Origin of the sequence: Mesorhizobium sp. B2-3-12, assembly GCF_006442205.1 — a bacterium.
Classification (GTDB): domain Bacteria; phylum Pseudomonadota; class Alphaproteobacteria; order Rhizobiales; family Rhizobiaceae; genus Mesorhizobium.
This window is the reverse complement of the sequence record NZ_VFVR01000003.1, coordinates 175,023-196,605: the sequence shown is the minus strand read 5'-3', so window position 1 is coordinate 196,605 and position 21,583 is coordinate 175,023. Positions and strand designations below refer to the sequence as shown.

Genomic DNA, 21,583 nt, shown 5'->3' with positions numbered 1-21,583 from the left:
TGTCAACGCGAACTGTTTTGCCCGCAGGCGGGGCAAGGCGCGGAGAAATTCGGATGAGCTATCTCGACGAGCTGTTTTCGGTTGCCGGCAAGACCGCGCTGGTGACGGGAGCGGCGACCGGCATCGGCCGCATGGCGGCGACCGCGCTGGTCAGGGCCGGCGCCAGCGTGATGATCGCCTCGCGCAAGGGCGACGACTGCATCAAGGTGGCCAATGAGTTGAACGGGCTTGGCGCCCCGGGCAAGGCGGAAGGCTTTGCCGGCGACGTCTCCAGCGAGGCTGGCATTGCCGCCCTGGTCGGCGAGGTCAGGGCGCGCACCGAAAAACTGCATATTCTGATCAACAATGCCGGCGTGTCGTGGGGCGCGCCATTGGAAAGCTTTCCCTACCACGCCTGGGCCAAGGTGTTCGGCGTCAACGTCACCGCGGTCTTCCATCTGACGCGCGAATTGCTGCCGCTGCTCGATGCCGGCGCCAGCGACGCCGATCCGGCCCGGGTGATCAATCTGGGATCGGTGATGGGCACGCAGCCGCTGGCCGACGATGCCTATTCCTACACCGCCTCGAAGGCGGCTGTGCATCACCTGACGCGCACGCTGGCGCTCGAACTTGCCGGCCGCCGCGTCACCGTCAACGCCTTTGCCCCCGGCCCCTTCCAGAGCCGCATGACGGCTTTCGCCACCGGCACGGACGAACAGGCCAGGCATGTCGGCAACCATGTCCCGATCGGCCGCATCGGCGCACCGGATGACATTGCCGGCGCAACGCTCTATTTGTGCAGCCGTGCAGGCAGCTATGTCACCGGCGCCATCCTGCCGATTGACGGCGGGCAGTCGGTGCAGCATGGGCTGACCTTGTTCAAGGAATGACATTTTCCGGCCGCAGAAGCCGGAGGTGAAAACAGGAGGACGTGAGCGTGGAACCGATCAGTCTCGATGTGCTTCTGGCCAGCGTCGGCAAGGAAGTCGGCGTCTCGCCCTGGCGCGTGGTCACGCAGCGTATGATCGACCAGTTCGCCGACGCCACCGACGACCACCAGTTCATCCACTGCGACCCGGAACGGGCCAAGCGCGAGACGCCCTTCGGCGGCACCATCGCGCATGGTTTCCTGTCGCTGTCGCTGCTGTCGGCGATGACCTTCGAGACCATGCCGCCACTGGAAAACGGCAAGATGGGCGTCAACCATGGCTTCGATTCGCTGCGCTTCCTGGCACCGGTGAAGACCGGCGCGCGCATCCGCACCCGTTTCGTGCTGGCCGACGTCAAGGTCAGGCCGTCGGGCTGGGTGCAGACGGCGCACGACGTGACCATAGAGATCGAGGGCTCGAAGAAACCGGCGCTGACCGCCCGCTGGTTGACCCTGACCTTGCTTGAACGCCAGCCCGAGACCGCATGAGCGACCCGAACGCGCTCGACCAGACGGCGCTCGCGCCTTACCTCGAGGCGCAAATACCGGGCTTCTCCGGGCTCGCGGCCATCGAAAAATTCAAGTCCGGCCAATCCAACCCGACCTATCTCCTGACGGCTGAAAGCGGCCGTTACGTGCTGCGCGCTAAGCCGCCAGGCCAACTCCTGAAATCGGCGCACCAGGTCGACCGTGAATTCCGCGTGATGAAGGCGCTTGCCGGCACGGCCGTGCCCGTGCCCGAAATGCTGCACCTGTCGACCGAGGACTCGCCGATCGGCCGCATGTTCTACGTCATGGACTTCCTCGATGGCCGCATTTTCTGGGATCCGGCATTGCCGGAGGCGCGCGGCGACGATGAACGCGCGGCCATCTACGACGCCATGAACGCCACGCTTGCCGCCCTGCACGATGTCGATGTCGAGGCGGTGGGGCTCGGCGATTTCGGCCGGCCCGGCAATTATTTCGAACGCCAGCTGGCGCGCTGGTCCACCCAGTACCGTGCCTCGGAAACCGGCGCCATTGCCGACATGGACCGCCTGATCGCCTGGCTTGAGACGCATGTGCCGGCCGATGATGGCCGCATTGCGCTGGTGCATGGCGACTACCGGCTGGACAATTTGATTTTCGCGCCGGACCGGCCGGATGTGCTGGCCGTGCTCGACTGGGAATTGTCGACGCTTGGCGACCCCTTCGCCGACATCGCCTATCAGTGCATGCAATGGCGCCTGCCGCACGCCTCAGGCTTTCGCGGCCTGGGCGGCATCGATCGCTTGGCGCTCGGCCTGCCCACCGAAGAAGACTATGTCGCTGCCTATTGCCGACGACGCGGGCTCACCGGCATCGGCAACTGGACATTCTTCCTCGCCTTCTCCTTCTTCCGGCTGGCTGCAATCTGCCAGGGTGTCTACAAGCGGGCGCTGGACGGCAATGCCTCTAATCCCGAAAAGGCCAGGACCTATGGCGAGGCGGTGAAGCTGCTGTCGCGCCTCGCCGCCGAGTTGATCGACAAGGAGAGCTAGGCAATGGGCCGCTTTGATGGAGCTACGGTGCTGATCACGGGCGCGGCCGGCGGCCTCGGCCGTGGCGCCGCCAAGGGCTTTGCCGCCGAAGGCGCCCGGCTGGTTCTCTCGGACCTGGATGAAACGGCGCTGATGAGTTTCGCCGGGACGCTCGATGCCGAAACGGCCACGCTGGCCGGCAACATTGCCGACGAGGCGTTGTCGGAAGCGCTCGTGGCGCTGGCGGTCGAAAGATTTGGCCGCCTGGATGTCGCCGTCAACAATGCCGGCATCGTCCAGAGTTTCGTGCGCCTGCCCCAGGTTCCATCGGACGAAGCACGCCGTGTGCTCGAGGTCGACCTGCTCGGCGTGTTCTATGCCATGAAGCACCAGATCCCGCGGATGGAGCAGCAGTTCAAGGCGACGGCTAGGGGCGGCGCCATCGTCAACATCGCCTCGGCCGCCGGCCTTTCGGGCGCGCCGAAACTTTCGGTCTATGCCGCGGCCAAGCATGGCGTCGTCGGACTGACCCGCTCGGCGGCGGTCGAATATGCCAGCAAGGGCCTGCGCATCAACGCCATCTGCCCCGCCCACACCAGGACGGCGATGGTGGACAGTTTCGTGCGCGTCTCCCGCGCGCCGGAGGCAGAGGCGCTGGCCGAACTGACCCGTGGCGTGCCGATGAAGCGCGCGGCCGAAGTCGACGAAATCACCACCGCCATCCTGTTTGCCGCCGACCCGGCCAATTCCTTCATGACCGGCCATGCGCTGGCCGTCGACGGCGGTATCGGCGCGATCTGATCCCCGCGATCTGGCGCCTGCCGCTTGGGAACCGTCGGCGGCCTTGTTCGTTTCCGTACAGCGTATATAATTTAGCCAGGCACCAACCAGACAAGGGCAACGGACTTGCCGCTGAGCGTCCAGAAACGCCGCGAGAAACAAAAGGCCGAACTCCGCTCGGAGCTTGTCGAGGCCGCGCACAAGCTCGTCCAGGAAGAAGGCTACGAGGGCCTGACCATCCGCAAGCTGGCCAGGCGGGTCGGCTACGCGCCGATGTCGGTCTATTCCTATTTCGCCGACAAGCAGGACATCCTCTTCGCGCTGGCCGAGGACGCGTTCGAAACGCTTGCCCGGCGCATCGAGGAGCACCCGTCCGACGATCCGATCGAGGCCTTGCGGGCGGTGATGACCGAATATGCCGCTTTCGGGCTCGGCAACCCAAATGAATACCGCACCGTCTTCATGACCGAAAAGACCAGGCTGCCGGAAGGCAGGAGCTACGAGGACATGGAAGAAGGCAATCCGGCGATGAAGGTGCTGATCAGCAGGGTCGAGGCCTGTGTCGCCGCCGGGAAATTGCATGGCGATCCGCGCGCCATCGCCACCATGCTGTGGGCGGTCGGCCATGGCACCATCTCGCTGTTGATCACCTTCCCCTTCTATCCCTTCGGGGACGCGCAGGCTTTCGTGAAACGGATGTGCGACTTCACCCTTGCCACGCTCAGCACGCAGGATGTGCCGCCATTGACCGAGACACCGGTCAACTGCTGATCTGCAAGCCTTTCGTTTCCAGATTTCCGCGCCGCCTTTCCGAGCCAAACCGGGGGCGGATTTCTCGGTTAACAGAAAACTACCGTACGTGTACGATTTACCCTTGAACTCCGCGATCGACGAACGTATTTGTACGAAGTAACGTACATGTACGGAATAAATTCACCGTCGAAACCGGAGACTGACCATGAAAAAGACCCTCCTCACCCTCGCCGGCGTGCTGGCACTTTCTGGCTCGGCCTTTGCCGCCAACACGACCCATGCGGTCAAGCATGTGCCCGCCGCCTGCGTCGACACCAGGACCAATGTGAAGCTCGATTGCGCTTCGACCGGCTCGGTCGACAAGAAGGCTTCCACGGAAGCCACGACCGAAGGCAAGGGCCCGCGCCTCGGCATCACGGTGAACCCGTGGATCATGCCGAGCGCCTACTGAGATTTGCAAGGTTGGTTGTGGCCGGCTCAGCCGGCCACATGATGATTTCAAGCGATCGAGACCGGCAGCTTGGCCGCCGAACTTTGGAAGGCCGCGTCGATCAGCTTCTGCATCTCGGCGGCGCGCCGGAACGACGGATCGCCGTTCTGTCCCGCGTCCAGCGCATCGGCGAAGCGCCGGGCATTGTGTTTGACGTCAGGCGGCGTCAACGTTCGCCAACGGTGCTGATGGACGTCGTCGCCCAGGCAAGCGGACAGTCGCGAAACCTTGCCATCGGTCTCGACCTTGATCGCGCCCTTGGTGCCGTGTAGGGCCAGCGACAGATCATTGCCATGGCCTGTCGTGTAGCGGCTGGCCATGATCGTGGCCAGCGCGCCTGACCTGAGCCGCGCCGTTATCGCCAGACTGTCATTGACGTCGAGCACATAATCGCCGATGCGGTCGCCCTCGGCCTTCGGAAACGTCACCAGATCGGCATGCAGGGAGACAATATCCTCGGCCGCCCCATAGGTCGCGAAGTCGAGGATATGGATGCCGACATCGCCCAAAACACCTGTCGAACCGTGTCGGCCCGACAGGCGCCACAGCCATTTGTCGTCGACCCGCCAATCGCCCCAGAACTTGCTGACCAGCCAGCTTTGCCTGTAGCTGGCCTCGACATGGCGCAGCTCGCCGATCTCGCCGGCCTCCACCATGCGCCGCGCCGCATGGATCACCGGTGTGTTGCGATAGGTCAGGTTGACCATGTTGACGAGCCCGGCCGCCTCGGCGGCTTCGCTCATCGCAAGCGCATCGGCGTAGGTCGGCGCCAGCGGCTTCTCGCAGAAGACATGTTTCCCGGCGGCCAGCAGGGCCAGCGTCGTCGCCTTGTGGACCTGGTCCGGCGTCGCATTGATGGCTGCATCGAACTCGCCCCAAGCGATCGCCGCTTCGAGGCTCTCGAAGAAAGTACCTATTTTGTTGGCGGCGGCGAACGCCGCCGCGCGGCCCGGCAGCTGGTCCACGCAAGCGACGATGGCGCAGCCGGGAACCTGACCGAACTCCTCGATATGATGGGCCGCGATCCAGCCGGTGCCGAGCAAGAGCAGGCGATGCATCAGCTCAACCCCCTGTCACCGTCGGCATGCAGGCGCAGGCCTTTCTGGACGATCTTCTCCTTGGCCTTGTCCGTCGGTACATTCGGCGCATTGGTGATGCCGGACCATGCCGGAGCCGGGTTGTGCGCCCAATGCACGGCGTTGCGCAGCACCTGCTGAACGCCTTCATTGTGGTAGATCGGATAGGTCTCGTGCCCCGGTGAGAAGTAGAAGATTTTTCCGGCGCCCCGCTGGTAGGTCAGGCCGGAGCGGAACACCTCGCCGCCCTCGTACCAGGAGATGAACACCGTCTCCAGCGGCTCCGGCACCGCGAACGGCTCGCCATACATTTCCGTCTCGCCGATCTCCAGGCACTCGCCGATGCCTTGCGCGATCGGGTGGCCGCGGTTGATCGCCCACACACGCTCGCGCTCGCCCGCCTCGCGCCATTTCAGCGAACAGGGCGTGCCCATCAACCGCTTGAAAATCTTCGAGTAATGGCCGGAATGGAGCACGATCAGACCCATCCCTTCCCAGACCCGCTTCTGCACGCGCTCGACGATCTCGTCCTTGACCTCGCCATGCGCGGCGTGGCCCCACCACAGCAAGACATCGGTGGCGGCAAGGCGCGCCTCGCTCAGGCCGTGCTCGGGTTCCTGCAAGGTGGCGGTGGTCGCCTCGATGCCCTTGTCCTGGTTGAGCGCGGCGGCAATCGTGCCATGCATGGTCAGGGGATAGAGGTCGCGCACGGCGGCATTGGTCTGTTCATGGACGTTTTCGCCCCAGACTACGGCTTTGACAGGCATTTTTCCTCTCCAAAGCGCTTTGAATATCGCATCGATGGAGGTCTTGGGAAGATGCCTTCAACCAAAATTTCTAAATCAGGGCTTGCGGGTCTTCCGTCCGGGGACGGTCTTGGCCTTGCCGGGTTTAGCCGGGGCGCCCGGAATGGCGGAACTGGTGATCGACACCGGATCGCTGGCTGGGAACGTGTCCTCGAGGCCCTCCTCGAGTTCTTCTTCGGCGTCGGCGTCGTGGTGCCGCTCATGCTCCAGCGAACGGACGGCCGCGGTCTTCGCTGTCGTCTTCCCAAGCGATTTCGGCGCGGACTTCGACGACATCGGCATTCTCCCTCGACCTGTCGCCCGCACAACGGATGCGGGCGGCAAAACGTTCCGGATCAGCCGGCGGCGTCGCGGGCTCCCTCGGACAGGAAAGTAAAGACATAGTCCGAGAAGGAACGCCAGCACTCGACCCTGAAGGCGTCCTCGGCCGTGCGCAACAGCACGATCTCGGCCTTGCCCAGGATGGTGCGCGAAGCGGCGCCCACCGGGAAGGCTTCGAGCGACAGATCCTGCGGGCAGCCCGAATTGACCGTGGCCTCGGCCCCTGGGCCGGCAACTGAAATCGCGATGTTGCGGTGCGAGATACCGACCGACGAGTGCAGGACGGAAACTTTCGCGCAATCGGCAAGCGGGTCCTTGCCGGCTTCATCGACGACAAGCCATTCGTCCGGGCCAAGCCACAGTGCGGTACGCCCCGCCTTGGACGCGGATGTTTTCGGCTTCTTCGGTAAGGTCACGCCGAGCGCCTTCGAAAGCGCCGCAAGCGAAGCCTCCGGCGCCCGCAGCGACATGCGCTCCGCCGCCGGCAGCACCTCGACCTTGACGCCGGCCGCTGATATGGCGCGCCCGGCCAATGCCGGACGCCGCCCGACCGAGGACGACGCCGTCGTCTTTGCAGCAGCCTTAGCCATTGAGGCGCCCTCCCGTCTCGTCGAAGAACACCATGCCGGTAACCTCCACTTCGATCACCCCATCAGGCATCGGCACGTAGAGCGTGTCGCCCATCCGGTCGCGCCCGCCGGCAACCAGCGCCAGCGCGATGGAGCGGCCGCAATTTTGCGACCAGTAGCTCGATGTGACATGACCAATCATCTTCATCGGGATGGCCTGTTTTGGGTCCTCGACGATCTGCGCGCCTTCTTCCAGCACCACCTTGGGGTCCTTGGTCTTGAGGCCGACCAATTGCTTGCGGCCCTTGGCCACCAGATCCGGCCGCTTCAAGCCACGAATGCCGACAAAGTCGGTCTTCTTCTTGCCGACCGCCCAGTCGAGACCGGCATCGTTTGGCGTCACCGTGCCGTCCGTGTCCTGGCCGACGATGATGTAGCCCTTTTCGGCGCGCAGCACGTGCATCGCCTCGGTGCCGTAGGCGGTGGCACCATGCTTCTGGCCTTCCGCCCACAACGCTTCCCAGACGGCCTGGCCATGGTCGGCAGGCACGTTGACCTCGAAACCGCGCTCGCCGGTGAACGACATGCGGAACAGCCTCGTCGGAACGCCGCAAATCTTGCCCTCGCGCACCGACATATGCGGCAGCGCCTCGTCGGACATGTCGATGCCTTCGACCAGCGGCGCGATGATGTCACGCGACTTGGGTCCCTGCACGGCGATGACCGCCCACTGTTCGGTGATCGAGGTCAGCCAGACATTGAGATGCGGGAACTCGGTCTGGAGATAATCCTCCATGTGGTTCATGACACGCGGCGCGCCGCCCGTCGTCGTCGTCACATGGAAACGGTCCGGCGCCAGCCTGCCAACGACGCCGTCATCATAGATGAAGCCGTCCTCGCGCAGCATGATGCCATAGCGGCAGCGGCCGGGTTCCAGCTTCTCCCACGGATTGGTGTAGAGCAGTTCCATGAACTTGGCCGCATCCGGCCCGACGACTTCGATCTTGCCGAGCGTCGAGGCATCGAACAGGCCAGCCTGGTTGCGCACGGCAACGCATTCGCGGTCGACCGCCGCATGCATGTTCTCGCCGGGTTTGGGGAAATACCAGGCGCGCTTCCACTGGCCGACATCCTCGAACACCGCGCCTTGCGCCTCGGCCCAGGGATGGATCGCGGTTTTGCGGGTCGGGTCGAACAGCGGGCCACGCGCATGACTGACGATCGCGCCGAACGTGACAGGCGTATAGGGCGCCCGGAAGGTGGTCAGCCCGACCTCGGGGATCGGCTTGCCCAGCGTCTCGGCGGCGATCGCCAGGCCGTGCATGTTGGAAGTCTTCCCCTGGTCGGTCGCCATGCCGTTGGTGGTGAAGCGCTTGACGTGCTCGATGGAGCGCATGCCTTCATGCACCGCCTGGCGGATGTCCTTGGCGGTCACGTCGTTCTGGAAATCGACGAAGGCTTTCACCGTCGTATCCGGCCCGGCGCCCGGCGCCGCGCCCAGCATGCCGCGCGACCAGCTCTCGGAGGCATCCACCTTCGGCTTGGTGCCATTGGTTGTCTTGGCTCCGGCATCCTTGGCCGCCTTGGCACCCGCCGCATAGGCCTCATCGACCGAGGCCGACAGGCCGTCGGTGCCGTTGCAGGCGCCGACCGAGACGCAGTCCTGCGCGTAGGTGCCGGGCACGAAACGCTTGGTCTCGTCGTTGAAGGCGACCTTGCCGCGCGACTGCGAGAACAGATGCACCGACGGTGTCCAGCCGGCCGACATCAGGATCGCGTCGACGGGAATGGTGCGTTCGCCGCCGCCATTCTTCGGCTGCACCGTCATCGACGACACCCGCAGCTTGCCGCCGGCGCGGATCACCGCACGGCCGAAATTGATCTCGATGCCGAGCGCCCTCGCCTCGTCGATCACCGGGCCGGTCGGGTTGTCGCGCAGATCGACGATCGCCGCCACGCTGACGCCGGCCTTCTTCAGGTCGATCGCGGCCGCGTACGCCGAGTCATTGGCGGTGTAGACGCCGACATTCCTGCCGACCGCGACGCCATAATGATTGAGGAAAGTGCGTGCCGCGCCCGCCAGCATGACGCCCGGCCGGTCGTTGTTGGCGAACACCATATGGCGCTCGATGGCGCCGGAGGCCAGCACCACGCGCTTGGCGCGAACCTGCCAGAGCCGCTCGCGCGGCAGGTCGTGGCCCGGGGCCTTCAGGTGGTCGCTGACGCGCTCGACCAGGCCGATGAAATTCTGCGCGTAATAGCCGAACGCCGTGGTGCGCGGCAGCACGCGGACATTGTCCATCGCACTCAGCTTGGCGATCGCCACTTGCGCCCACGCAAAGCCGTCCTGGCCGTCGATCTTCGCACCAGACTCGAAGCGCAGACTGCCGCCGAACGAGGCCTGCTCATCGGCGAGGATGACGCGCACGCCGGTCTCCGCCGCGGCAAGCGCCGCTACGATACCGGCCGCACCGCCGCCCAGCACCAGAACGTCGCAATGCGCGTAGCGCGAGGAATAATGGTCGAGATCGGGCTTGTCGGGCGAGACCCCGAGGCCGGCCGCTTCGCGGATCTTGGGCTCGTAAAGGCTCTTCCAGGCGGCCTTCGGCCACATGAAGGTCTTGTAGTAGAAGCCGGCCGAAAACAGCGGCGATGCCAGGTCGTTGACCGCGCCGACGTCGAAGGACAGCGACGGCCAGCGGTTCTGTGAGTTGGCGGCGAGACCGTCATAGAGCTCCTGCACGGTGGCGCGCACGTTCGGCGTCTTTCGCGCATCGTCGCGCACGATCTGCACCAGCGCGTTGGGCTCTTCCGCGCCGGCCGACAGGATGCCGCGCGGGCGGTGATACTTGAACGAGCGGCCGACCAGATGCACGCCGTTGGCCAGCAGCGCCGAGGCCAGCGTGTCGCCCTCGATGCCGGCATAGGACTGGCCATCGAAAGTGAACCGCGCGCTCTTGGCCTGGCTGAGGCGCCCGGCGCCCGAAATGCGCAACGCGTCGCTCATTTCGCAACTCCTTCGTTGGAGTTTTTGGGCAGCTTGGAGGGTTTGGGCTCGCCGGCCTTGTAGGTCATGACGAATTTGTCGGTCACGGTGTCGCGCACCGCGTTGAAGAAGCGCGCGCAGCCATGCATGTGTCGCCAGCGCTCATAAATGATGCCCTTGGGGTTCGAGCGGATGAAGAAGAACTTCTCGAAGTCGTCGTCGCTCTCGCCTGATATGTTGGCCGAGCGCGCGATATGCGCCTCGCCGGCGTTGCGGAACTCGAGTTCCGGGCGCTCTTCCTCGCAATAGGGGCAGCGGATGAGAAGCATCGTGTTTGTTCCTACAATTCGCCGTGACCGACGTGGGCGCCGGCCGGTTGGTCGCAAAGCCTTTGGCCCATAGCCGCAAATGGCGCGACGAGCCGGATGCGCTCCTCCACGCTTGCGGCCGGGCGAAACAGATCGCGATACGCCATGTTGCCGATGGTGAGTTGCATCGGATCGGTCGTGACGATGACGCGACGTGGCTCGAACGGTTCGTCCTCGTCGAGATCGGCGGGTCTGTTCTCCACGAACATGACCACTCTCTGGCCGCCACTCCACACGCAGGCCAGGACGCCGTCGTCGACGGTAAATGGCCAGTTGGCCTCGTTTCCAGCGCGGCTGATCGGCTGCGTGCGGAATTCGTCCGCCGAAGGAAAATGGAACATGCCCTGTTCCCCCGCCAGCATCAGCGGCATGGCGACAGCCATCTGCGCCATCATCATCAGTGCGCCACCGCCGCCGCCGCCGCTTCGTCGATGAGGCGGCCGGTGCGGAAGCGCTCGATGGTGAAGGGCGCGTTGATCGGATGCGGATCGTCCTTGGCGATGGTGTGGGCGAAGACATGGCCCGAACCGGGCGTCGCCTTGAAGCCGCCCGTGCCCCAGCCGCAATTGACATAGAGGCCGGGCACCGGCGTCTTGGCCAGGATCGGCGAGCGGTCGGGCGTCACGTCGACGATGCCGCCCCACGAGCGCAGCATTTTCATGCGCGTGAAGATCGGGAACATCTCGCAGATGGCGTCGAGCGTATGCTGCAAGATGTGCAGCCCACCGGTCTGCGAATAGGAGACATACTGGTCGGTGCCGGCGCCGATCACCAGTTCGCCCTTGTCGGACTGCGAGATGTAGGCGTGCACCGTGTTCGACATCACAACGCAAGGCACGACCGGCTTGATCGGCTCCGACACCAGCGCCTGCAGCGGATAGCTTTCCAGCGGCATGCGCACGCCGGCCATATTCATGATGACCGAGGAATGGCCGGCGGCGACGACGCCGACCTTCTTGGCGCCGATGAAGCCACGCGTCGTGTCGACGCCCGTCACCGCGCCATTGGCAGCCCGCTTGACGCCCGTCACCTCGCAGTTCTGGATGATATGCACGCCGCGCGCCGAGGCGCCGCGCGCATAGCCCCAGGCGACAGCGTCGTGGCGCGCCGTGCCGCCGCGGCGCTGCAAGGCAGCCCCGACGACCGGATAGCGTGCGTCCTTGGAGGTGTTGAGCGGCGGGCAGAATTCCTTTGCCTGCTCAGGCGTCAGCCATTCATTGTCGATGCCGTTGAGCCGGTTGGCATGCACGTGGCGCTTCAGCACCTGGATGTCGTGCACATTGTGGGCCAGCATCATGACGCCGCGCGCCGAATACATGACGTTGTAGTTGAGTTCCTGACTGAGCCCATCCCACAGCTTCAGGGCATGGTCGTAAATGCCGGCGCTCTCGTCATAGAGATAGTTCGAACGGATGATGGTGGTGTTGCGGCCGGTATTGCCGCCGCCGAGCCAGCCCTTTTCCAGAACCGCGACATTGGTGATGCCGTGCACCGTGGCGAGATAATAGGCGGTGGCCAGGCCATGGCCGCCGGCGCCGACGATGATGACGTCGTATTCCTTCTTCGGCTCGGGCGAGGACCATTGCTCCTCCCAGCCCTTGTGGCCGCGCATGGCCTCGCGGGCGATGGCGAATACAGAGTATTTCTTCACGGTCCAGCCTCGCAAATGGCAGCCGGGCGTTCATCATCAAGCCCCGGCGCGCGAGGTGTATCACTAGCGAAACCGCGCTGCCATCCTTGCGCTGTTTGCGACGGCGCTTGCCGTTTTGCGCCGTGCTGAAAAAGACGCAAGCAAGGCATCGGCACATTGGCACGTATCGGGTGGCTCTGCCCGGCCCGATCTGTGACCAAGCATCCCGATTGCCGGCGAGACCGGCGCGAAGGACAGGGATGCAAAAGATGCTCGCACTCACCAACAAGATCGCCATCATCACCGGCGCCAGTTCCGGCATTGGCCGCGCCACCGCAAAGCTGTTCGCCGAGGAGGGCGCCAGGCTCGTCATTTCCGCCCGCCGCCAGACGGAGCTTGATGCGCTCGCCGCCGAAATCGAGGACGCCGGCGGCACGGCCGTCGCCCTCGCGGGGGATGTCACCGACGAGACCTACGCGAAAGCCCTCGTCGAGCTGGCGGTCGGCAGCTTCGGAGGACTCGACATCGCGTTGAACAATGCCGGCTCCGTTGGACTGATGGGATCAGTCCCCGACATGTCGGCACGGACATGGCACGGGACGATGGACACCAACCTGACCAGCGCCTTTCTCGGCGCGAAGTATCAGATACCGGCCATGCTGGAGCGCTGCGGCGGCTCGCTGATCTTTACGTCGAGCTTTGTCGGGTACACAGCCGGCATGCCGGGCATGGCCGCCTACGCCGCCGCCAAGGCCGGCCTGATCGGTTTGACGCAGGTGCTTGCCGCCGAATACGGACCGAAGGGACTGCGCGTCAACGCGCTGCTGCCGGGCGGCACCGACACGCCAGGCGCGACCACGACCACGCCCGAGGCCCGCGCCTTTGTCGAGGGCCTCCATGCCCTGAAGCGCATGGCGCAACCGCGAGAGATCGCCCGCTCCGCGCTTTACCTCGCCTCCGACGCCTCGAGCTTCACCACGGGAACCGCGCTGTTTGCCGATGGCGGCGTGTCGATCAACCGGACGTGAAGGATTTTTACGGGGAACAGGCCTGTTCGTCGTTGTGACGCAGGCCGCCGGTCTTGCTTTTTGCGCCCGATTTGGCGATTTCGTTTCCTGTCGAAACGGGTCCTTTTACCAAAACGGGTCTTGAAGCCATGATGCTGATCCGAACCTATGTCGCTCAGAGCGCCATCGAAGGCGTCGGCATGTTCGCCGCCGAGCCGGTCGCGAAAGGCGCCTCGATCTGGCGCCTCGATCCGGATTTCGACCGGCTGATCCCGATGGACAAATACGAGACGGCCTCGCAGCCCTTGAGGGAATTGCTCGAACGTTATGCCTATCCGAGCCCGGACAAGCCCGGTTTCATGGTCTACGAGGTCGACAATGGCCGCTTCATGAACCATTCGGCCACGCCGAACACCGACTTTTCGCACTATGGCGGCGCGACCGCGACCCGGGATATCGCCGTCGGCGAGGAGATCACCTGCGATTACGGAGAGTTCTTCGAGGATTTCGAGCGGCTGCACCTGGCGACGGCGTAACGGGCGCCCTATCTCCAGGCGACCGTGGCAATTTGGCTGCCGTCCATCATTTCGACTGTGGACAGCGAGGCTTGATTCTGCTATCAGCCGCCACAATTCGTGGTGTCGAGCGCCGCGGAGGCTTGTGGCTATGGCTACTTGCCTGTTGATATCAAACCCGAAAGACAGGATTGCCCGTGCAGGTACTCGTCCGCGACAATAACGTTGATCAGGCGCTTCGCGCGCTCAAGAAGAAGATGCAGCGCGAAGGCATTTTCCGCGAAATGAAGATGCGCGGCCACTACGAGAAGCCTTCCGAGAAGCGCGCCCGTGAAAAGGCCGAAGCCGTTCGCCGCGCCCGCAAGCTGGCCCGCAAGCGCGCACAGCGCGAAGGCCTGCTGCCGATGACCCCGCGTCCGGTCGCTGCTGGCGGTGCCGCCGGTGCAGCGCGTCCGCCGCGCTGATTATCGCCAATATTTCGTCCTTTTCGAAGGATACCAGGGTGGCGCGATGCGGAATCGCCGCCACCCTTTTATTTTGATATGACCGGCCCGGAGGGGGGAACCGGACCCGAACGACGGCGCAAGTGAGGACAGGGCAGACATGAACGCAACGAGCGTGGAGCGCGGGACCGCATTGCGTGGTTTCGCCCTGACAGCGGCCCTGCTTTCCGGATTGGTGCTTGCCGGCTGCCAGACATCGGGCCCGGCTGGCGAGTTCAACAACATCGACAAGGCGCAAGGGTCGAGCGAGAACATCTCCTCGCTGTCGGCGGTGATCCAGCGCAATCCCCAGGATCCCGAGGGCTACAATGTGCGCGGCTCGGCCTATGGCCGCGGCGGCCAGTACCAGGCGGCGCTCAAGGACTTCAACCAGGCCATCCAGCTCAATCCGAATTTCTACCAGGCCTATTCGAACCGGGCCCTCATCCAGCGCTTCCTCGGCAACCAGGAAGCAGCGCTTGCGGACTACAACCGCTCGATCCAGATCAACGGCAATTACGACGCCGCCTATATCGGCCGCGGCAATCTCTACCGTAAGGCCGGCCGCACCCAGGATGCCTTCACCGACTTCCAGAAGGCGATCCAGCTCGACACGACGGACGCCCGCGCCTACCACAATCGCGGTCTGATCTATCAGAGCCAGGGCCAGCACAAATTCGCCATCGAGGATTTCTCGACAGCCATCTCCCTGGCCCCCGACGCGGCCGAGCCCTATAACGGCCGTGGCCTCTCCTATCTGGCGACGGGCGACGAGGACAACGCCTTCTCCGATTTCAACATGGCTATCAAGCTCGACGGCCAGAACGCCGAGGCCTGGGCCAACCAGGCGCTGATCTACGAACGGCGCGGCGACAAGGCCAAGGCGGCGAAGTCCTATCGCGAGGCCGTGCGCCTCAACCCCAGCTACCAGCCGGCCAAGGACGGCCTCGCCCGCGTCAGCTGACATCGGCCTCTACAAGCCCGCATAGCGTTCCACCACATCGTGTGCGTGTCCACAAGGACACGCGGCGAGGCATATCGCCCTCAAACCGGCAACCCCGCGTTAACCCCGGCGGCAAGCCGTTGACCCTTGCCTTGTTCGCGCCAAGTTTTCAGCGGAACGGTCGCGGGACCCGAGACGTTACCGAAGACTGACTGCGAAAGGACCCTCCCATGATCAAGAAACTCGTCTGCGCCGCCGCCCTTGCAACGACCGTGTTCGCCGCCGCTCCGGCCAGCGCCGGCAAGCTGCAGCTCGGCACCCTCGACTGCACCATCGATGGCGGCACCGGCTATATCGTCGCCTCCAACAAGGGTGTGTCCTGCGTTTTCCGCCCCTACCATCACGGTCCGTCGGAAATTTACACCGGCGTCATCTCCAAGATCGGCGTCGATCTCGGCAAGACGCATCAGGGCCAGCTCGTCTGGGCCGTTTTTGCCGCGACCCGCGACCGTGACGCTGGCGACCTTGCCGGCAGCTATTACGGCGTCAACGCCGAGGCGAGCGTCCTGACCGGCGGCGGTGCCAACCTGCTGGTCGGCGGCTTCGACAGCGCCTTCATGCTGGAGCCGCTCAGCGTCCAGGCGCAGACCGGCGTCAACCTCGCCGTGGCCGTGACGTCGCTGGAGCTGATCCACTCGCTCAAATAAGCGGATTGGAGCCTCGACTCCAAGCCCTTCACTTCGCGGCGCGGAACCCGATAGGATGGTTCCGCGCCGTTTTTGATTTTTGGGGACGCCATGCCGAGGACAGCCATTGCCGCTGCCGTGATCGCAACCGTGCTTGCCGGCCCGGCACGAGCGCAAGATCAGGGCATCGAACTCGGCACGCTTGAATGCGCCATATCGGGCGGCACCGGTTTCATTTTCGGTTCGAGCAAGGATCTGAGCTGCACCTTCACTCCGGCCGACAAGACCTTCGCCCCGGAAGCCTATTTCGGCGCCGTCAACAAATACGGCCTCGACATCGGCACGACCAAGCAGGCGGTGATGCGCTGGCTGGTGCTGACGCCGCTGAAGAACATCTACGCCCCGGGCGCCTTGGCGGGTGACTATATCGGCGCCAGCGCCGAAGTGACCGCAGCCGTCGGCGCCGGCGCCAATCTCCTGGTCGGCGGCTCCTCGCAAGCCTTCACCTTGCAGCCGCTCAGCCTGCAGACGCAAACCGGCGTCAACCTCGCCATCGGCGTCAGCCAGTTCCAGCTGCGCAGCACCGAGAATTGATCAGCAGGATCAGGACGGTCGCCCCCATCGCTTCATCATCCTAGGGCGTGTCGCGTCGAAACGGGTTTCTTCGCGGCTTCTCCGCCCGTGAATGACGAGGTTGAGAGGCTTCCGCCAATCGCGAATGTTTGCATTTCGACAAAAGTCCGCTTGAACTCAACCACGCTTGAGGTTTTACAAGCCCGCCCCGACTGGAACAGCGTGCGCATGGTCCTGCCGGAAACCCTTGCTGGCTTCTGGTGCCGTGCGCCGGCATCGCGATATGCAGAGTCAGGGATGGACATGACCGAGATCAGCACGAACAGGGTCGATTGGCGCGCATTGTGGGCGAGCGGCGACCTCGCGCGCTTCTGCTTCATCAGCCTCGGCATCCTGCTGCACGCCACCAATGAGACGATGGTGGCGACCGTGATGCCGGCCATGGTCGGCGAACTGGCCGGCGTGCAGCTCGTCGGCTGGTCGCTGGCGATCTACGAACTCGGCGCCATCGTCGCCGGCGCCGCGGCCGGACGGCTGGTGAGCTACGTGGCGCTGCGCACCAACATGGTGGTCGCGGCGCTTCTTTACGCTACCGGGGCGCTGATCTGCGCCACTTCGCCGTCCATGCAACTGTTCCTGGCCGGCCGGCTGATCGAGGGGCTTGGCGGCGGCGCGCTGGTGTCGCTGGCCTTTGTCTCGGTCGAGCGGCTGTTTTCGCGTGCCATCTGGCCGCAGCTTTTCGGCATCATGTCGGCGATCTGGGGCGTCGCTGCCTTCAGCGGCCCCCTGCTCGGCGCTGTTATGACCGAGTTGCTGTCATGGCGCTGGGCCTTCGGCGTCTTCACCCTGGGCGGCACCGCAATGGCGCTGGCAAGCTTCCTCGTGCTCGACACGCCGGAGGCGAAGAAACCCAGCACCGGCGCGGGCAAGGCGCCGCCCTTCCCGTTCATGGCGCTTGCCTGCCTTGCCATTGCCGTGGTGCTGATTGCCTCGGCCGGCGTCGACATCGCCCTGTTGCGTTCCTCGCTGCTGATCGTGCTGGGCCTCGCCGGGCTGGCGCTGTTCTTCTACATCGACGCGCTGAAGCCGCGCTCCCGGCTGTTCCCGGCGCGGCTGTTTTCATGGCGCACGCCGGTCGGCGCCGGCATGACCATGGTCGCCGCCTTTTCCATCGCGACCTGCTCGTTCGGCGTCTACGGACCGCTGCTCTTGACCAGCCTGCACGACATTCCGCTGCTGACCACTGGCTACATCATCGCCGCCGAATCGATCGCCTGGTCGATCCTGTCGATCCTCGTCGCCAACGCGCCGCAGCAGCGCGAGCGGCTGATCATCGTCTGCGGCGCGGTGATGATCGCGGCGGGCATCGCCGGCTTCGCCTACACGATACCCCTGGGCTCGATCCCGTTGATCCTGGTCTGCGCCCTGTTGCAGGGCGGTGGGTTCGGCATCGCCTGGCCGTTCCTGACCCGCGTCATCGTCGCCTCGGCCCCGGACGACGAACAGACCATCGCCTCGGCCGCGGTGCCGACCATGCAGCGCATCGGCTACGCCGTGGGCGCCGCCCTTGCCGGCATCGTCGCCAATGCCAGCGGTTTTTCGCAAGGCCTGAACCATGACGCGGCGGCCAATGTCGCGAGCTGGCTGTTCCTCGCCTTCGTGCCGCTCGGCATTCTCGGCTGTCTCGCCGCCTTGAGGACATCGGCGGCGGCAAATCGGCCGCTCGCGGTCATCGGCTGACGCGGGTTCCAGCGCCGGATTGTGTCACTCGACGCGCAGGCGGTAGCCGACGCCGGTTTCGGTGGTGATGTAGCGCGGCTGGTCGGGGGTTTTTTCGATCTTCTGCCTGAGCTGGCGCACATAGACCCTGAGATACTGCACGTCGGTCGAATCGTCCCAGATCTGCTTCAGGATGAAGTGGTGGGTGAGCACCTTGCCGGCGTGCTGAACCAGGATGCGCAGTATGTCGTACTCCTTCGGCGAGAGCTTCACCTCCCTGCCCTCGACCTTGACGATGCGCTTGACCAGATCGACGCTGAGGTCGCCGCTCTGGAAAACCGGCCTCTCGCCTTGCTGCTGGAATTTGTGCCGCAGCGCCACGCGAATGCGCGCCACCAATTCGTTCATGCCGAAGGGCTTGGTGACATAATCGTCGGCGCCGAGTTCCAGCGCACTGACGATGCCGGCTTCGTCGGTGCGGCTGGAGAGAATAACCACCGGCACGTCGAGGCCCTCGTCACGCCATTTGCGCAGCAGCTCATGGCCGCCCATGCCGGGCAGGCCGAGATCGAGCAGCACGAGGTCGGGCTTTTCCTGTTCCATCAACTCGATCGCCACCTTGGCATTCGGCGCCTCGCTGATCGCATAGCCCTGGCTGGCCAGACCGACCCGCAGCAGCTTGCGGATCGGCGGCTCGTCATCGACAACCAGTATGCTGACATTCGAATTGGTCATCGGGGCTGGTCCGTACCGGGCTCGTCGCCACGGGTGCCGATCGCACGCGATTGCGCCGGCACCGGCATCCTGATGGTGAAGGCCGCACCGGGGCGATCGGTCCGGTTGGCGGCCGCGATCGTGCCGCCCATCGCCTCGACGAAGCCACGGCAGATCGACAAGCCCAGCCCGGTGCCGGCGCGCACCTGGTCGCCCTTGCGCACCCGGTAGAAGGTGTCGAACACGCGCTCCAGGTCGTGCGCCGGAATCCCCGGCCCCTCGTCCATGACCTGAACGATGACGGAGCCATTGTCGCCCCAGGCCTGGACGCGGATGGTCGAGCCGGGCGGCGAATATTTCGAGGCATTGTCGAGAAGGTTGAACAGGACCTGTTCGAACAGCACGGGATCGAGCCGCAGCATCGGCAGGTCGGTCGGAATATCGACCTCGATCTTGTGCTCGCTGGTGATCTTGCGGGCACGGTCGAGCGCCGTACCGACGACATCGCCGACATAATGGAGGGCGTAATTCGGCTCCATCGCCCCGGACTCGATTTTGGTCATGTCGAGCAGGTTGGCGATGAAGCGGTTCAACCGCTCCGATTCGTCGATCACCGTCGACAGAAGCTCCGCCCGGTCCTGCTCGGGCAGGTCGGGTGCGAATTCCTTGAGCGTGCCCGCTGCCCCCATGATGGCCGCGAGCGGCGTTTTCAGGTCATGCGAAATCGAGGTCAGCAGCGCCGAGCGCAGCCGGTCGGCTTCGGCGGCTAGCTTGGCGCGGTCGACATCGGCGACGAGCTGGATGCGTTCGATCGCCACCGCGGCCTGGTCGGCCAGCGCGTCGAGCAGCCGCTGTTGCTCGGGCGTCAACAGCGGACCCTGCTTGTCGTTGTCGAGACCGACGACGCCGATCGCGGTTCGCCCTGTCCGCAAGGGGAGATAGAGGCGCTTGGCGCCGGGAAGCGTGTCGGCGCCGCGTCCGGCGGCACGGTTGTGCTCCCAGGCCCAGCGCGCGGCGGCGATGTCGGCCTCGGCCAGCGTGTCGTCGGGCGGATACCCTGCCTTGACCGTGATCGTGCCGTCTTCGGGCAGCAGCAGCACCACGCGCAGCTTCAGCATCGAGGCGATCTGGAAAGCAGTGGCCCAGAGCACATCATCGAGCGTGCCGGCGCCGGCGAGCTTCTTGGAAAAGAGATAGATGTCCTCCGTTGCCCGCGCCCGCGAGCGGGCGGCCGCCGCCTGACGCTGCACGCGCGCCGTCAGGTTGCTGGCGATGACCGCGACGGCGACGAAGACGGCGATCGCGACGATGCTCTCGGGATCGCGGATGGTCAGCGTATAGCGCGGTTCGAGGAAAAAATAGTTGAAGGCAAGGACACTGAGGAAACAGGCATAAAGCGCCGGCCAGAGACCGCCGGCCACCGCCGATGTCAACACGGAGAGCAGGAAGACGATCGCCAGGTTACGAACGTCGAGAAACTGGTCGAGAACCGTACTGACCGCCAATGAGCCCGCGACATAGCCGGTGGCGAACAGATAGGGCCAGATCTGAAAAGGCTTGCGCTCGGTCGCCGCTTTGACAGCTCTCGAGGGCGCATCGGGGTTGCGCTCGGTCCCCGAAATAACATGGACGCTGATGTCGCCGGCATTGCGGATCAGATCGTAGGTGAGCGACCCTTCGATCAGTTCGCGCCAGCGCGACCGGGTCGGCCTGCCGACCACGATGTGGGTGAAGTTGTTGGCTGTCGCATGGCGCACAATGTCCTGCGCGACGCTCTGGCCCGGAATGGTCGTCACCTCGGCGCCGAGCTGCTCGGCGAGGCGCAGGACTGTGGCGAGCCGGTCCTTGTCGTCCTCGGACATGCCGGCCGCGCGCGGCGTATCGACATGAAGCGCCGTCCATGGCGCACGAAGCCGGTCGGCCAACCTGCGTGCGTAGCGAATGCGGGCTGCCCCGCCCGGACGCGCGTCGACGCAGACGAGCACCCTTTCGCCCGCCGCCCACGGCCCTTGGATGGCGTGGGACTGCATGTGGTTGAGCAACTGCTCGTCGACGCGCTGGGCGGTGCGCCGCAGCGCCAGTTCCCGCAACGCCGTCAGATTGCCCGGCGAAAAATAGTTCTCGACGGCACGCTGCGCCGTGTTGGGGAAATAGACCTTCCCCTCCTCCAGCCGCTTGATCAGGTCGTCGGGCGTCAGATCGATGATTTCGACATCGTCGGCCCGGTCGATGACGGAATCGGGAACAGTCTCGCGCACCCGGACCTGGGTGATCTGCGCGACGATGTCGTTCAGGCTTTCGACATGCTGGACGTTGAGCGTCGTATAGACGTCGATGCCTCGCGCCAGGATCTCCTGAACATCGAGGTAGCGCTTGGGGTGGCGGCTGCCGGGCGCGTTGGTGTGGGCGAGCTCGTCGACCAGGACCAGCGCCGGACGCCGGGCAAGGATGGCGTCGATGTCCATCTCGGCGAGGACACGCCCCTTGTAGTCGACCTTGCGCCGGGCAATGACCTCATAGCCCTCGACAAGGGCTAGGGTTTCCTTGCGGCCATGCGTCTCGACCACGCCGATCACAACGTCGATGCCGTCGGCCAGCCTGGCACGGCCCGACATCAGCATCTCGTAAGTCTTGCCGACACCCGGTGCCGCGCCCAGGAATATGCGCAGACGCCCGCGCCCTTCCCGCTCGGCATGCTCGAGCAGCGCGTCGGGGGATGGTCTGTTTTCGACGTTGCTTCTGTCGTCCGGCATCGGGTC

Annotated in this window: 23 protein-coding genes; 13 read left to right on the top strand and 10 right to left on the bottom strand. The window is 64.8% G+C overall.

Annotated elements, in window-relative coordinates:
• Positions 1–53: 53 nt before the first annotated feature.
• From FJ948_RS11270 to FJ948_RS11245, 6 genes are all read left to right on the top strand, one after another.
• A complete protein-coding gene (locus FJ948_RS11270; protein WP_140704296.1) occupies positions 54–869 on the top strand; it encodes an SDR family oxidoreductase in 816 nt (271 codons plus the stop codon).
• 41 nt (positions 870–910) lie between these two features.
• Positions 911–1,396, top strand: a complete 486-nt coding sequence (locus FJ948_RS11265) for a MaoC family dehydratase (RefSeq protein ID WP_023770549.1) — start codon at positions 911–913, stop codon at positions 1,394–1,396.
• The gene (locus tag FJ948_RS11260) at positions 1,393–2,427 is read left to right on the top strand and encodes a phosphotransferase (protein ID WP_140704294.1); all 1,035 of its coding nucleotides are present in this window, start codon (positions 1,393–1,395) and stop codon (positions 2,425–2,427) included. The genes FJ948_RS11265 and FJ948_RS11260 overlap by 4 nt, the downstream gene beginning before the upstream one ends.
• 3 nt (positions 2,428–2,430) lie before the next feature.
• Positions 2,431–3,207: an SDR family oxidoreductase gene (locus tag FJ948_RS11255; protein WP_140704292.1), complete on the top strand. Its 777-nt coding sequence runs from the start codon at positions 2,431–2,433 to the stop codon at positions 3,205–3,207.
• A 105-nt stretch (positions 3,208–3,312) separates the two neighbouring features.
• Complete coding sequence (locus FJ948_RS11250; RefSeq protein WP_140704290.1) at positions 3,313–3,957, top strand: TetR/AcrR family transcriptional regulator; 645 nt, start codon at positions 3,313–3,315, stop codon at positions 3,955–3,957.
• Between the two features lie 187 nt (positions 3,958–4,144).
• Positions 4,145–4,390, top strand: coding sequence for a DUF680 domain-containing protein (locus tag FJ948_RS11245; RefSeq protein ID WP_140704288.1), 246 nt, complete (start codon positions 4,145–4,147; stop codon positions 4,388–4,390).
• A 47-nt stretch (positions 4,391–4,437) separates the two neighbouring features.
• Here FJ948_RS11245 and FJ948_RS11240 read toward each other — a convergent pair whose 3' ends face one another.
• The 8 genes from FJ948_RS11240 to FJ948_RS11205 all read right to left on the bottom strand — a co-directional run bounded on the left by FJ948_RS11240 (position 4,438) and on the right by FJ948_RS11205 (position 12,206).
• Positions 4,438–5,487: a Gfo/Idh/MocA family oxidoreductase gene (locus FJ948_RS11240; protein ID WP_140704286.1), complete on the bottom strand. Its 1,050-nt coding sequence runs from the start codon at positions 5,485–5,487 to the stop codon at positions 4,438–4,440.
• Positions 5,487–6,272, bottom strand: coding sequence for a ThuA domain-containing protein (locus FJ948_RS11235; protein ID WP_140704284.1), 786 nt, complete (start codon positions 6,270–6,272; stop codon positions 5,487–5,489). The genes FJ948_RS11240 and FJ948_RS11235 overlap by 1 nt, the downstream gene beginning before the upstream one ends.
• A gap of 75 nt (positions 6,273–6,347) precedes the next feature.
• Positions 6,348–6,587 (bottom strand): hypothetical protein, encoded by a 240-nt coding sequence (locus FJ948_RS11230; protein ID WP_140704282.1) that lies wholly within the window; start codon positions 6,585–6,587, stop codon positions 6,348–6,350.
• Between the two features lie 59 nt (positions 6,588–6,646).
• The gene (locus tag FJ948_RS11225; protein WP_140704280.1) at positions 6,647–7,222 is read right to left on the bottom strand and encodes a sarcosine oxidase subunit gamma; all 576 of its coding nucleotides are present in this window, start codon (positions 7,220–7,222) and stop codon (positions 6,647–6,649) included.
• Positions 7,215–10,208, bottom strand: coding sequence for a sarcosine oxidase subunit alpha (locus tag FJ948_RS11220; RefSeq protein WP_140704278.1), 2,994 nt, complete (start codon positions 10,206–10,208; stop codon positions 7,215–7,217). The genes FJ948_RS11225 and FJ948_RS11220 overlap by 8 nt, the downstream gene beginning before the upstream one ends.
• Positions 10,205–10,516, bottom strand: coding sequence for a sarcosine oxidase subunit delta (locus tag FJ948_RS11215; protein ID WP_140704276.1), 312 nt, complete (start codon positions 10,514–10,516; stop codon positions 10,205–10,207). Before FJ948_RS11215 ends, FJ948_RS11220 begins: the two co-directional genes overlap by 4 nt.
• 11 nt (positions 10,517–10,527) lie before the next feature.
• Positions 10,528–10,950 carry a hypothetical protein gene (locus FJ948_RS11210; protein ID WP_140705023.1) on the bottom strand — a complete coding sequence of 141 codons (423 nt, stop codon included), beginning with the start codon at positions 10,948–10,950 and terminating at the stop codon, positions 10,528–10,530.
• 2 nt (positions 10,951–10,952) lie between these two features.
• Positions 10,953–12,206: a sarcosine oxidase subunit beta gene (locus tag FJ948_RS11205; RefSeq protein ID WP_023793829.1), complete on the bottom strand. Its 1,254-nt coding sequence runs from the start codon at positions 12,204–12,206 to the stop codon at positions 10,953–10,955.
• Positions 12,207–12,454: 248 nt separating this feature from the next.
• On the opposite strand from FJ948_RS11205, the gene FJ948_RS11200 reads away from it, so the two are divergent.
• The 7 genes from FJ948_RS11200 (at position 12,455) to FJ948_RS11170 (ending at position 18,131) form a co-directional block, all read left to right on the top strand.
• Entirely contained in the window at positions 12,455–13,213 is a 759-nt protein-coding gene (locus tag FJ948_RS11200; RefSeq protein ID WP_140704274.1) for an SDR family oxidoreductase, read from the top strand.
• Between the two features lie 128 nt (positions 13,214–13,341).
• Positions 13,342–13,728 (top strand): SET domain-containing protein-lysine N-methyltransferase, encoded by a 387-nt coding sequence (locus FJ948_RS11195; protein ID WP_140704272.1) that lies wholly within the window; start codon positions 13,342–13,344, stop codon positions 13,726–13,728.
• A gap of 176 nt (positions 13,729–13,904) precedes the next feature.
• The gene (rpsU, locus tag FJ948_RS11190) at positions 13,905–14,171 is read left to right on the top strand and encodes a 30S ribosomal protein S21 (protein WP_010911429.1); all 267 of its coding nucleotides are present in this window, start codon (positions 13,905–13,907) and stop codon (positions 14,169–14,171) included.
• A 139-nt stretch (positions 14,172–14,310) separates the two neighbouring features.
• Complete coding sequence (locus tag FJ948_RS11185) at positions 14,311–15,153, top strand: tetratricopeptide repeat protein (RefSeq protein WP_140704270.1); 843 nt, start codon at positions 14,311–14,313, stop codon at positions 15,151–15,153.
• A gap of 209 nt (positions 15,154–15,362) precedes the next feature.
• Positions 15,363–15,839: a DUF992 domain-containing protein gene (locus FJ948_RS11180; RefSeq protein ID WP_140704268.1), complete on the top strand. Its 477-nt coding sequence runs from the start codon at positions 15,363–15,365 to the stop codon at positions 15,837–15,839.
• Between the two features lie 90 nt (positions 15,840–15,929).
• Complete coding sequence (locus FJ948_RS11175; RefSeq protein WP_140704266.1) at positions 15,930–16,412, top strand: DUF992 domain-containing protein; 483 nt, start codon at positions 15,930–15,932, stop codon at positions 16,410–16,412.
• 282 nt (positions 16,413–16,694) lie between these two features.
• Positions 16,695–18,131, top strand: a complete 1,437-nt coding sequence (locus FJ948_RS11170; RefSeq protein ID WP_140704264.1) for an MFS transporter — start codon at positions 16,695–16,697, stop codon at positions 18,129–18,131.
• Between the two features lie 24 nt (positions 18,132–18,155).
• On the opposite strand, the gene FJ948_RS11165 is transcribed toward FJ948_RS11170, so the two are convergent.
• Positions 18,156–18,845 (bottom strand): response regulator transcription factor, encoded by a 690-nt coding sequence (locus FJ948_RS11165; protein WP_140704262.1) that lies wholly within the window; start codon positions 18,843–18,845, stop codon positions 18,156–18,158.
• Complete coding sequence (locus FJ948_RS11160; RefSeq protein WP_140704261.1) at positions 18,842–21,577, bottom strand: sensor histidine kinase KdpD; 2,736 nt, start codon at positions 21,575–21,577, stop codon at positions 18,842–18,844. The genes FJ948_RS11165 and FJ948_RS11160 overlap by 4 nt, the downstream gene beginning before the upstream one ends.
• Between the last annotated feature and the right edge of the window lie 6 nt (positions 21,578–21,583).

Bases quoted from the DNA above. Each gene is read 5' to 3' on its own strand.
- FJ948_RS11255 (WP_140704292.1), top strand. From the start codon at position 2,431: ATGGGCCGCTTTGATGGAGCTACGGTGCTGATCACGGGCGCGGCCGGC.
- FJ948_RS11260 (WP_140704294.1), top strand. From the start codon at position 1,393: ATGAGCGACCCGAACGCGCTCGACCAGACGGCGCTCGCGCCTTACCTC.
- FJ948_RS11195 (WP_140704272.1), top strand. From the start codon at position 13,342: ATGATGCTGATCCGAACCTATGTCGCTCAGAGCGCCATCGAAGGCGTC.
- FJ948_RS11270 (WP_140704296.1), top strand. From the start codon at position 54: ATGAGCTATCTCGACGAGCTGTTTTCGGTTGCCGGCAAGACCGCGCTG.
- FJ948_RS11185 (WP_140704270.1), top strand. From the start codon at position 14,311: ATGAACGCAACGAGCGTGGAGCGCGGGACCGCATTGCGTGGTTTCGCC.
- FJ948_RS11175 (WP_140704266.1), top strand. From the start codon at position 15,930: ATGCCGAGGACAGCCATTGCCGCTGCCGTGATCGCAACCGTGCTTGCC.
- FJ948_RS11225 (WP_140704280.1), bottom strand. From the start codon at position 7,222: ATGGCTAAGGCTGCTGCAAAGACGACGGCGTCGTCCTCGGTCGGGCGG.
- FJ948_RS11160 (WP_140704261.1), bottom strand. From the start codon at position 21,577: ATGCCGGACGACAGAAGCAACGTCGAAAACAGACCATCCCCCGACGCG.
- FJ948_RS11210 (WP_140705023.1), bottom strand. From the start codon at position 10,950: ATGATGGCGCAGATGGCTGTCGCCATGCCGCTGATGCTGGCGGGGGAA.
- FJ948_RS11170 (WP_140704264.1), top strand. From the start codon at position 16,695: ATGACCGAGATCAGCACGAACAGGGTCGATTGGCGCGCATTGTGGGCG.
- FJ948_RS11230 (WP_140704282.1), bottom strand. From the start codon at position 6,587: ATGTCGTCGAAGTCCGCGCCGAAATCGCTTGGGAAGACGACAGCGAAG.
- FJ948_RS11245 (WP_140704288.1), top strand. From the start codon at position 4,145: ATGAAAAAGACCCTCCTCACCCTCGCCGGCGTGCTGGCACTTTCTGGC.
- FJ948_RS11215 (WP_140704276.1), bottom strand. From the start codon at position 10,516: ATGCTTCTCATCCGCTGCCCCTATTGCGAGGAAGAGCGCCCGGAACTC.
- FJ948_RS11240 (WP_140704286.1), bottom strand. From the start codon at position 5,487: ATGCATCGCCTGCTCTTGCTCGGCACCGGCTGGATCGCGGCCCATCAT.
- FJ948_RS11220 (WP_140704278.1), bottom strand. From the start codon at position 10,208: ATGAGCGACGCGTTGCGCATTTCGGGCGCCGGGCGCCTCAGCCAGGCC.
- FJ948_RS11200 (WP_140704274.1), top strand. From the start codon at position 12,455: ATGCTCGCACTCACCAACAAGATCGCCATCATCACCGGCGCCAGTTCC.
- FJ948_RS11180 (WP_140704268.1), top strand. From the start codon at position 15,363: ATGATCAAGAAACTCGTCTGCGCCGCCGCCCTTGCAACGACCGTGTTC.
- FJ948_RS11235 (WP_140704284.1), bottom strand. From the start codon at position 6,272: ATGCCTGTCAAAGCCGTAGTCTGGGGCGAAAACGTCCATGAACAGACC.
- FJ948_RS11165 (WP_140704262.1), bottom strand. From the start codon at position 18,845: ATGACCAATTCGAATGTCAGCATACTGGTTGTCGATGACGAGCCGCCG.